Source organism: Frankia sp. CeTa3Moorea, from assembly GCF_978021225.1.
This window is the reverse complement of the sequence record NZ_CDXDOR010000116.1, coordinates 6,122-17,084: the sequence shown is the minus strand read 5'-3', so window position 1 is coordinate 17,084 and position 10,963 is coordinate 6,122. Positions and strand designations below refer to the sequence as shown.

General features: G+C 70.2%; 8 protein-coding genes. 4 read left to right on the top strand and 4 right to left on the bottom strand.

Annotated features, from left to right (window positions below):
• Together tnpA and AC08OV_RS18110 are read left to right on the top strand one after the other, a co-directional pair.
• Positions 1-244, top strand: a 244-nt coding sequence (gene tnpA, locus AC08OV_RS18115; RefSeq protein ID WP_476615448.1) for an IS200/IS605 family transposase, incomplete at its 5' end; no start/stop codon positions are given.
• 388 nt (positions 245-632) lie between these two features.
• A complete protein-coding gene (locus tag AC08OV_RS18110) occupies positions 633-1,079 on the top strand; it encodes an SRPBCC family protein (protein WP_476615449.1) in 447 nt (148 codons plus the stop codon).
• Here AC08OV_RS18110 and fxsT read toward each other — a convergent pair.
• Positions 1,076-3,658 (bottom strand): FxSxx-COOH system tetratricopeptide repeat protein, encoded by a 2,583-nt coding sequence (fxsT, locus tag AC08OV_RS18105; protein ID WP_476615450.1) that lies wholly within the window; start codon positions 3,656-3,658, stop codon positions 1,076-1,078. The two genes, AC08OV_RS18110 and fxsT, sit on opposite strands and share 4 nt — an antisense overlap.
• 139 nt (positions 3,659-3,797) lie before the next feature.
• Here fxsT and AC08OV_RS18100 point away from each other — a divergent pair, with 139 nt between their 5' ends.
• On the top strand, positions 3,798-5,588 hold the full coding sequence (locus AC08OV_RS18100) for a serine/threonine-protein kinase (protein WP_476619990.1): 1,791 nt from the start codon (positions 3,798-3,800) through the stop codon (positions 5,586-5,588).
• 39 nt (positions 5,589-5,627) lie between these two features.
• On the opposite strand, the gene AC08OV_RS18095 is transcribed toward AC08OV_RS18100, so the two are convergent.
• Positions 5,628-6,752: an anti-sigma factor RsbA family regulatory protein gene (locus AC08OV_RS18095; RefSeq protein WP_476619989.1), complete on the bottom strand. Its 1,125-nt coding sequence runs from the start codon at positions 6,750-6,752 to the stop codon at positions 5,628-5,630.
• Positions 6,753-7,167: 415 nt separating this feature from the next.
• On the opposite strand from AC08OV_RS18095, the gene AC08OV_RS18090 reads away from it, so the two are divergent.
• On the top strand, positions 7,168-9,783 hold the full coding sequence (locus AC08OV_RS18090; protein ID WP_476614545.1) for a Tex family protein: 2,616 nt from the start codon (positions 7,168-7,170) through the stop codon (positions 9,781-9,783).
• A gap of 161 nt (positions 9,784-9,944) precedes the next feature.
• Here AC08OV_RS18090 and AC08OV_RS18085 read toward each other — a convergent pair whose 3' ends face one another.
• Entirely contained in the window at positions 9,945-10,280 is a 336-nt protein-coding gene (locus AC08OV_RS18085; RefSeq protein ID WP_476614546.1) for a beta-class carbonic anhydrase, read from the bottom strand.
• Between the two features lie 42 nt (positions 10,281-10,322).
• The coding region (locus AC08OV_RS18080; RefSeq protein ID WP_476619988.1) for a ferritin family protein at positions 10,323-10,963 on the bottom strand (641 nt) is incomplete at its 5' end.

The window sequence follows — 10,963 nt, the reverse complement described above, 5'->3', positions numbered from 1 at the left end:
CAACGGCGAAGGCGAACACGTCCACCTGCTCGTCAACTACCCGCCGAAGGTCGCACTGTCCCGGCTGGTCAACAGCCTCAAGGGAGTGTCGTCCCGGCGGATGCGCCAGGAGTTCCCTGAACTGGCCCGCCACTACTGGCGCGCGAACCGGCTGTGGTCCGGCTCCTACTTCGCCGGATCGGTCGACGGGGCGCCGCTGACCGCCGTCCGCCAGTACATCGAGCAGCAGACCCGTCCCGTCTAGGACACGCTCGGACCTGGCGGCCCTCCCGCGCAGGCCTTCACCCCCAGCCTGAAGGCCGGAGCACCGGCCCGCGTCAGGGTAGCGGTCCCCGACGCTCTCGGCGGCGCTCGCCACGCTCGGCCCGGTGGCGCGCGATCTGGCCGATCTGGTGGGCGTCCACCTGCCCGCCGACTGTAACTCTAAGTAATCAACTGCGCCGCTCGGCGCCCATCAAGACGGGAAGCGCGACGGGCGAGGGCGACGGGCGCCGGGCCAGATGAGACGGTCAGGGGCACGCGAGCCTGGCGGCCCGCCCATCGCTCCACGGGTTCTCTCCCGGATGGGCACGGCGACCGGGAGGAACGCGGGCTTCGGCCGAGAGCCGGCCGGAGCGAGGAAGGAGGACCTGGTGGGACAGATCGAGGTCGTCGTCAGGCAGGCCGTGCCGGGCACCCCCGAGCAGGTTGTCGCGAAGCTCGCGGACTACCAGGGCGCCCGCGCCCGAGCCTGGCCGGAGAACGTCTCCGAGTACCGGGTGTTGGCGGGGGGCCACGGTGCCGGGACCCGCATCGCCTATCGGCTCCAGGCAACCCGCAAGCGGGTGCGTCAGATCGACGCGACCGTCTCCGCCCCCGATGCGAGCACTCTCGTCGAGGCGGACCAGAACTCCTCGCTGCGCACCCGCTGGCACGTCGTCCCCGGCGCCGGGCCGGACCAGAGCCTGGTCACGGCGACGACGACCTGGGACAGCGCGGGCGGTGTCGGTGGTTTCTTCGAGCGCACGTTCGCCCCCATCGGCGTCCGCAAGCTGCACACCGCGGTCCTGGACAAGGTCGCCGGACATTCCGGGGGCTAGAATTCGGCCGCCGAGCGGTGCAGGGTCGGCTTCGGCCGTGGCGGCGAATCAGGCACGGGACGGTCGCCGAGCACCGTCTGAGTGAGCAGTAGCTCCGCCTGTTCGTGCTCGCCGAGGTGGGTCAGGTCGTGGGCAAGGTCCTGAGCCGAGGCCAAAGTATGCGGGTGATCCTCGCCCAGGACCCGCCGACGGCGCAGAAGAATGTCCTCGTTGAGGCGCCGGGCGTCCTCGTGTCGGCCCAGGCTGCTCAAGACGTGGGCCAGGTTGCTGGCCGTACTCAGGGTCAACGGATGATCCTCGCCCAGCACCTTGCGCCGGCGGCCGAGGGTGTCCTCCTCCAGCAGGCGGGCGTCCTCGTGCTGACCGGCCGCGCTCAGGACATATGCCTGGTTCGCGGCTGTCGCGAGCGTGAGTGGATGGTCGTTTCCCAGCGATCGCTCGCAACGATCCAACGTTTCGACCGAGAGCCAGAAGGCACGCTCGTACTCGCCGAGTGCGGCAAGGTCCGCGACGAGGTTGTTGGCGGACCCGAGCGTCTGCGGATGTGACTCGCCGAGGATCCGCTTACGCCGTTCCCAGGTATCCTCGTCGAGCTCCCGAGCCTCGGAATGCTGACCGGCTCCGCTGAGGTCGACGGCGAGGTTGTTCGCCGAGACGAGGGTGTCCGGGTGGTCGTCGCCCAGTGTGCGCCGGCAAAGCTCCAGAGCCTCCTCATCGAAAACCCTGGCGGCCGGGAATTCGCCGATGGAACGCTCCACTTTGGCCAGCTGGTTGCGCACCCAGGCCTGATGATAATCATCCGGGTCGAGCAGCACACGCCAACGCAGATAGGCCTGCTGCGCGATCCGGTGAGCGCTCTTGTAGTTCCCGTGTGCGGCGAGATACCAGACGGCGTTCATGACGAGGGCCCGGCTACCCGGACTGTCGACGGCGATATGATCGGCCGACAGCAGATGCGGCAGCACGTCGGCGTAGTACGACCAGTTGGCCGGGTCATCCGGATTGCCGGGGTCGGTCGCGGCGAGTAGCTCCCAGGCTCGCTCCCGGAGCACCGGTCGTTCGATCGGCTCGACCTGGTCCCGCAGAACCGCCTGCACAAGGCGGTGCAACTGGATCGCCCGGCCGGATACCCGGGCAATACCATAGCGGCGCAGATGCGCGACGGTCCGATGAAAAACGATCGGGTCGGCATCGCCGGCCCGATCGTCGCCGGGCTGCTCGCTCGTGGCCGTGACCGCCTTGGAGATGAAGGTCAGCGGCAGCGGATCGGGGCCCAGAAACGCGGCGAGCCGGAGCAGGTGAACGGCGGCCGGGTTCTCCCGTTCCAACCGTTCGATGGCTACTCTCCAGCTCGCCGCGAAGGATTGCGGATAGTGCAGTGCCCGCCCCTCACTCAATATCAACTGAGTATGCGTGGTCAGCAGTCCGAGATACTCCTCGATACTCATTCCGGTCTCCGCCAGCCAGGAACCGGCCTGCGCGAGTACGAGTGGGAGATCACCCAGCGTCTCGCTGAGGAGGTCAGCGTCCGCCACGCTCAGCGAAGCGTCCCGGGCGCGCAACAGTTTGATGGACTCCGCCCGCTCGAACAGGCCGACCTCGATTCGGCCGGCCGAATCCTGGAAAGCTGGATTGCGGGAGGTAATGATGACGTGGCCACGCCCGTCGGCGCGATAGGAAGCCGGCTCCATCGGGCCGGGCAGGTTGTCAAGAATGAGCAGCCAACGGCGCCCCGCGCTCAGCCGATTCACCAGGGCGAGGGCCCCTTCGCCCGGCGCCGGCTCTGCCTGGCTGCCGAGCTGAAGGGCCAGATCGCCAAGCTGCTTCTGGAGAAAGGTCGGCTGTTCGGCGGAGACCCACCACACGATGTCATAGGCCCCGGCGTGCCGGTGCGCGTACTCGATGGCAAGCTGGGATTTTCCCACCCCGCCCAGGCCGTGCAGCGCCTGGATCATCGCCGTGCCGCCCGAGAGCAACCGCTCACGCAGTTCGACGAGCACGTGGTCCCGGCCGATGAAGTCCGGGTTCGCCGGTGGGATGTTCCAGATCGGCGGCAACGCGCCGGGCAGGCGCGGTCCGGTGGAGACATCCTCGGCCTCGGCACCCCCCGGCGGGGCGATCGGACCAGGAAAATCGGGCGCCGCCGTGGGGCGCTGCGGACCGCGCACGGCCTCGAACAGCCGTTGCCGGGCCGTGGCCTCGTCGACGCCCGACAGATCGGCCTGGATTCTGGCCCGCAGCAGGGGTGGGGAACGCATCGGCTCGATACGCACCGGAATCAGCCGGTCGCGTTTCCCGTCGTCTTGGACGAGCGCGTCGGCCCACTGTTCGATGGCGTAATCCCCGGATTCGAGATAAGCCTGGGACAAGACCGCGACGACATGATCGGCCTGGCCGAGCGCACTGCTCATCGCCGCGACGAAGTTGCGCCCCGCGGCCCAGTCCCACACGTCGAGTTCGACAGCGAACGGATTCGTCTCGATGTGTTCGAGCTGCCAGGCAATCCATTCCGCCCAGGCTCGATCGCGCCGAGCGTAACTAATGAAGATTTTGGCGCGCCGACCAGGTCCCTCGCGCATCCGTCCGCTCTCCCCCTGCCCGAACAGCCGCAACGACCACAGTGGTTGATCGAGATCCGATTAGAATAATCGATGCCAGGGGAAGCGGAGCACGACTGGGGTTAGATTGATCTTCATCGGGGACTGGCTGGGTACGGCTTTGCCAGCTTATGAGATCGGTACGGTCCTCGGCCAAGGCGGTTCCGGCCTGGTCATCGCGGCTCGGCATCGGCGACTTGACCGGGAGGTGGCAATCAAGGTCATCCAAGGTGACCGATCCAGCACTGAAAGTTTCGACAGCGAGGCGCGCATGCTCGCCGCCCTCGACCACCCGCACGTCGTGCAGGTCTACGACTACGTCGAGGCCGACAACGGCGTGGCCATCGTCATGGAGCTGCTCGCGGGCGGCACACTGGGCCAGATCCTCCGGCACAGGATGCTGCGGATCGAGACGGCATGCGCCCTGGGCCTGGCGCTCGCCGGCGCACTCGATGCCGCGCACAGCGCGGGAATCCTGCATCGGGACGTCAAGCCGGAGAATGTGCTGTTCGCCGAGAGCGGGATGCCGAAGATGACGGACTTCGGCATCGCCAGGATGACCGAGGACGGCACCGCCAGGACCGACAACTTCGCTGGCACGCCGCGTTACATGGCCCCGGAGCAATGGCGGGGAAAGCCACTCGGCCCGACCATGGACCTGTACTCGCTCGGACTGGTCATGTTCGAGCTCCTGGCCGGTCGCCCGGCCTTCGACACACGCGGAATCGGAGTCGCGGAACTGGGCCGCCTGCACCTCGAAGCCACACCGGCCCTGCCGTCTAGTGTGCCACCGCGGATCCGCGAGGCGGTCGCGCGCACCCTCGCGAAGGATCCGTCCGAACGGCCGCGGTCCGCCGAGATCTTCGCGGTGGAACTCGCCCGGGCAGCGGCGGCGGAACTGACCCGGAACTGGTTGACCCTGGCCGCGATCCCGATCTTCCTCAGTGACCACATCAGGGAGTCGGCCGCGCCAGCGCCAGGTTCCCATGCGTCCCCGTCGGCCCCGCGAAATCCGCTGTCCGCGATCCTGCGCCGGGGGAACAAAGCGAGCCCTCGGCTAGCGGATGATCTGGCGCCGACCATCCCCGCGTTCACCAGGTCCGCCTTCGCGGCCGCGGGAACGGACGCCGCCGCGGGAACGGACACCCTCGGGCCGGACGCGGTCACCGTGCGAGGAGACGCGGACAGCGTGGTCACGGAACCACCTCCGCTACCGCCGGGGCGGCTGCCTGGCCTCGAGGCCAGGCCGGCCGGGTCGTCCAGGCTACCCGCGTGGGACTCGGTCGCCGTCAGGATCGCTGCTGCCGAGCTCGATGACCTGTTCCTCGACGATCTCTCCACCATGCTTCCCGCGTCGGCCCCGCCGCCACCGAACCTGCCCGGCCCGCCAAGCCTGCCCGCCGGCCCACCGAGCCTGCCCGGCCCACCGGACACGGCCGGCGAGCCGGACCCGATCGGGTCGGCCGGGTCGGCGGACCGCTCCGCCCCGGTCCCGCGCCCGCCCGCCGGTGAGCCGGCCGATCCGGCGGTCGAGATCGATCCGAACGGCGCCGCTCGCCGCGACCCCGCGATTGATGAGGAACCCGTGGTCGTGCCCGTCGAGGCGGGGCGGATGATCGACGGTCGTGACGATCAGGCCGCCCATGGCGCCTCGGGCTCGGTCGAGACCGAAACCGGCGAGGCAGGGGCGCATTCCCCCTCCGTCGCCACCAAGATCCTGGCGCGGCCGGGCCTGCTTCCCGTTCCGGTGAACGTGGGGCCGCCGGACGAACTGTCCGCGGACGAGTCCGTCGCGCAGCGGACCCGTCTCGCGTCCATGGGGGCGCTCAACGTGCCCGTGGCCAAGCCCACTGCCGGCTCGAAATGGGACAACAACTTTTCCGGCAGCCCTGACCTTTCCGGCAAGTTTTGACCTTTCCGAAAAGCCTTGGCCGGGCTGGGGCGAAGCCTGTTAGACGTACATATACATCCGCACGGTCGTGCCAACCCGGGTCGACCGGAGCTGGACGAGATCGCACAACTGGTTGACGAGCCACAGCCCGCGGCCGCCGCCCAGGGACAGGTCCGGGCGGCGGCGTCCGGCCAACCGGTCGTACAGCCGGCCGCCGTCGCGGACCTCGCAGATCAGGCAGGCGTCGTCCGTCCAGATGCGGACCACTCCATGGCCCCCGCCGTGGTGCACGCTGTTCGTGGCGACCTCGTGCACGGCCAGCTCGAACTCGCCGGTCCGCTCGGCGCCCAGGCCCCGGGCCAAGGCGACCCGGGTCATCTCGGCGCGGACATGCCCCAGGTCGTGCGGGCCGAAGGCAAACTCGATGCGGGGAACGCCGAGGTCCGACAGGGCCTCGGCCAGCGGGTCGGGGCCCGGACCCCCGACGACGGACCCGGGCGATCGATACCGGGAACTGACCCGGCCCAGCCCGCCCTCCACCACCACGGGATGGGTGCGCCAGATCTCGTCGACGAGCGCCGAGTCGATCCGGCCCACATCATAGAGGCACCGCAGCCGCCACGCCGGCGGCGCGGCGAACGCCTCGTTGAGCAACGCCTCGTGCAGCATGCATTCTCGCCGCTCCGGGCCGGACCGGTCCAGCCAGATCGGCTCGCCGATCCCCCGTACCAGCCGACCGCGTTCGACACCGAGGTCCAGAAAATCCTGCCAGGCCGAAATAATCCGGGCCGGATTACGACCGAGCTCGGCCATGTCGAGAAAAGAGACGCGCTGCGCGGCCCGACCGAGGGCGGCGCGTAACTGGCGTATCCGCGGCTGTGTCACGGCGACCAGGACGGCCTCGTCGGCCGCGAGCCCGGCGAGCACGAAATCGTGCGTTGCGCTGAGGAAACCGGCGTCGCCTTGATACAGGAAAGCCTCGTGGCAAATTCCGTCGAGCCCACTTCCACCGGCGATCGGGCCACAGATGGAGCCCAGGGTACTCCCGCGGCTCACCTCGCGGCCCGACGCGGCAAAGCGCGGGTCGCCCCCACGGGAGCCCGCCCGGCCACTCACCGCGACCTCGGCGGCGGAATGCCGAGAATACACGCGGCCCGCGCCGACAGCCCCGTCCCCAGTGTGCACGGGCACATCGTAGGTCATGCCGAACCAATGGGATATACCCCGCAACACAATCAGACCGCCCAGCTCATCAGAGCTGGTAGCGGAAACGACCCGGCCACCCCGGAACCGGGTCTCCGGCCAGGCGGGCCACGCCGGGCCGGGCCGGTCGCCGCCGTAACCGCGCCACGCGGGGACGATGCCCGAGACCAGGAGGCTGGCAGCCGAGACCAGGAGGCCGGCGCTCGAAACCAGGAGGCTGCGGGAACACGGGAACCCGCGCCGGGACCGCCGCCCGCGGGCGGAAAACCGCGTGATCACCCGTAGTCTCGCAGTCAGAGCGTCGGCGCGGGTCTCACCGCACGGCGCCCGAGCGACGACGACGCGGCCGGCCCCCGGCCCGGCGACCGAAGATCGACGAGAAGGCGGATCAGGGATTGTGACGACGACATCTGTCCCGCAGCAGTCCATCCATCAGCGGATCGCCGAGGAGCTCGGCGTGCGCCAGGGGCAGGTGACGGCGGCGGTCGACCTGCTCGACGGTGGTGCCACCGTGCCCTTCATCGCCCGCTACCGCAAGGAGGCGACCGGCACCCTCGACGACACGCAGCTGCGCACGCTGGAGGAACGGCTGCGTTACCTGCGGGAGCTGGAGGATCGGCGCGGCGCGATCCTCGAGTCGATCCGGTCGCAGGGCAAGCTGGACGACGCCCTGGAGGCGCAGATCCTCGCCGCCGACTCCAAGGCCCGGTTGGAGGACATCTACCTGCCCTTCAAGCCGAAGCGGCGGACCAGGGCGCAGATCGCCCGGGAGGCCGGCCTCGAACCGCTGGCGGAGAGCCTGCTGGGCGACCCCTCGCTCGACCCGTACGCCACAGCGACGGCCTACGTCGATCCGGAGAAGGGCGTGGCCGACGCGGGTGCCGCGCTGGAGGGGGCGCGGGCGATCCTCGTCGAACGGTTCGCCGAGGACGCTGACCTGATCGGCACGCTGCGCGAGCGAATGTGGTCGCGTGGTGTCCTGGTCTCCCGGGTCCGGGAGGGCAAGGAGGAGGCGGGGGCGAAGTTCTCGGACTACTTCGACTTCTCCGAGCCGTTCACCTCGTTGCCGTCGCACCGCATCCTCGCGGCGTTCCGGGGGGAGAAGGAGGAGATCCTCGACCTGGCCCTCGAACCGGGCGTGCCCGCGGAGCCGGACGCCGCCCCGCCGCCCGGGCCGACCGACTACGAGACGCGGATCGCCGAGACGTTCGGGATCTCCGACGCGGGCCGGCCGGCGGACCGGTGGCTCCTCGACACGGTCCGCTGGGCCTGGCGCACCCGCATCCTTGTGCACCTCGGCGTCGATCTGCGGATGCGGCTGTGGACGGCCGCCGAGGACACCGCCGTGCGGGTGTTCGCGGCGAACCTGCGTGACCTGCTGCTCGCGGCGCCGGCCGGGACCCGGGCGACCATGGGTCTCGACCCGGGGTACCGCACCGGAGTGAAGGTCGCCGTGGTCGACCCGACCGGCAAGGTGGTCGCCACCGACACCATTCATCCGCACGTCCCGGCACGGCGGTGGGACGAGTCGATCACCACCTTGGCCCGGCTCGCCCGGGAGCACCGCGTCGACCTGATCTCGATTGGGAACGGGACGGCCTCCCGGGAGACCGACAAGCTCGCCGAGGACCTCATCCGCCGGCACCCGGAGCTGTCGCTGACGAAGGTGACAGTGTCGGAGGCGGGGGCGTCGGTGTATTCGGCGTCCGCTTATGCCGCGGCGGAGCTCCCCGGGCTCGACGTCTCGCTGCGCGGGGCCGTGTCGATCGCCCGGCGGCTGCAGGACCCGCTCGCGGAGCTGGTGAAGATCGACCCGAAGTCGATCGGGGTTGGGCAGTACCAGCACGACCTGTCCGAGTCCCGGCTGTCGTCATCCCTGGACGCGGTGGTCGAGGACTGCGTGAACGCGGTGGGGGTGGACGTCAACACCGCGTCCGCCCCGCTGCTGACCCGGGTGTCCGGAATCGGGGCGAGCCTCGCGGAGAGCATGGTGCGCCACCGCGACACGCACGGGCCGTTCCAGACCAGGGCCGCGCTGAAGGACGTCCCCCGCCTCGGGCCGAAGGCGTTCGAGCAGTGCGCCGGCTTCCTGCGCATCCCCGGCGGGGGGGATCCGCTGGACGCCTCCAGCGTGCACCCCGAGTCCTACCCGGTGGTGCGGCGCATCCTCGCGGCGACCGGCGGCGACCTCGGCTCCCTTATCGGCAACGGCGCGGTCCTGCGAGCCCTGAAGCCGAGCGAGTTCGTCGACGACACCTTCGGCCTGCCGACCGTCACCGACATCCTCGCCGAGCTGGAGAAGCCCGGCCGTGACCCGCGGCCGGCCTTCAGGACGGCGGCATTCACCGAGGGGATCGAGACGCTCGCGGACCTGGTCCCCGGCATGACCCTGGAGGGAACCGTCACGAACGTCGCCGCGTTCGGGGCCTTCGTCGACATCGGCGTTCACCAGGACGGCCTGGTGCACGTGTCGGCGATGTCGAAGAACTTCGTCAGCGATCCGCGCGAGGTCGTCAAGCCCGGCGACATCGTGACGGTGAAGGTTCTCGACGTCGACATCCCACGCAAGCGGATCTCGCTGACGCTGCGGCTGGACGACGAGGCCGGTGCCGGGGGTCCGGGTCGCCGGGACGGCGAGGGTGACCGGCGAGGAGCCGCGGGTGCGGGCGCCGGACGTGGCGGCGGAGGCGCCGGACGTGGCGGCGGAGGCGCCGGACGCGGCGGGAGCCGTGATCGTGGTGATCAGCGGGATGGCGGCCGGGGCACCGCGAGTGGCGAACGTGGTGGTGCCGGGGGTCGCGGTGCCGGTGGTGCCGGCGGTTCCGGTGGACGCGGTGGCACGGGCGGTCGTGGCGGTTCCGGTGGCAGGAACGGTTCCGGTGGCCGCGGGGGTTCCGGTGGCCGCAGCGGATCCAGTGTGCCGGACGGCGCGATCGCCGAGGCGCTGCGCCGGGCCGGCATCGTCAACGGCGACCAGATCACTCTCGGCGAGTCCGGCCGCAAGCGCGGCTGACCCACTGACCAGGTGACGGGTGGTGCCGGCGGGTCAGGCCAGGAATTATCGGCTCCGGCGCCTCCCGCCGGCCCCACTCACCTGGCTCCCCCCGGAGATGCTTCGCGGATCGACGGTACTGATCCCCGAAGCACCCCGACGGCGGACGAAGCCCGGTGTCGTCAGAAATATGGTGCCATCAGAAAGAAGCGTTTGAAATCGTCGTCGGTGAAGGTCAGCATGCCGCAGTCGGTGTGGTGGATCAGGATGATCTCGCGGGTGCCAAGCAGGCGCTGGCTGATCGCGAGGGAACGGATCTCGTCGTCGGTGACGACGCCGCCGGCGTTGCGGATGACGTGAGCCTCGCCGTCGCCCAGGCCGAGGATCGCGTAGACGTTGAGCCGTGCGTCCATGCAGGCGACGGCGGCGATGTGCTTGGACGGCGGCAGCGGAAGCGGCCCGGCGAAGGTCTTCGCGTAGGCGGCGTTGTTGGTCAGGTAGTCGTCGGTGACGGACATGGGTCCTTCCCGGGAGGCGGATCGGTGGTGGAGGCCGGAGGTTCAGGCGGGATCCGCCGTGCCGGTCCAGGAGGCACGGAACGCCGCGGTGGTCGCGGCAACGGTGGTGGCGACCTCGGCCGGGCTCGCCGGGTTCGGGGCATCGCCGAACAGGGCCGCCAAGCCCGCGACGGCCTTTTCCGCGCGGGGGCGCCAGTTTTCTTCCCAGGCGGCGAGAACCGCGGCGTTGTCGGGGCGTCCGGCGATGGCGTGGCGGGCCAGGGCCGCGCTCCACGCCCGGCTGCGGGCGCCGTCGACGCCGGACTCGCGCAGCAGTTGGGCGGTCAGGCCGTCGCCGTTGGCGTCCGCGAGGTCGGCGAGAGCGGTCTTGAGCAGGGTGTCGAGCGCCGGCTTGACGACGAGGTTCAGCGCCGTGAAGGCCGCCGCCCAGTCGTAGGCGACCAGCAACCGCTCCAGCGCCTCCCGGGCGGGTTGCCAGGCCGGGTCGTCTTCCCAGAACCGTCGGGTGGCCCGGCTGTCGGCGAGGTCGGCGCCATGGACCAACGACAGCGCCTTGGCCCGGTAGGCGATCCACTGCAGGGCGCGCAGTTCGTCGGCGGCCTGGAAGAACGCGGCGTTGCTGACGTAGGCGCTGGGTCCGAGCTGGCCGACGTACAGGCTGGTGATCTGCAACACGTGGAACA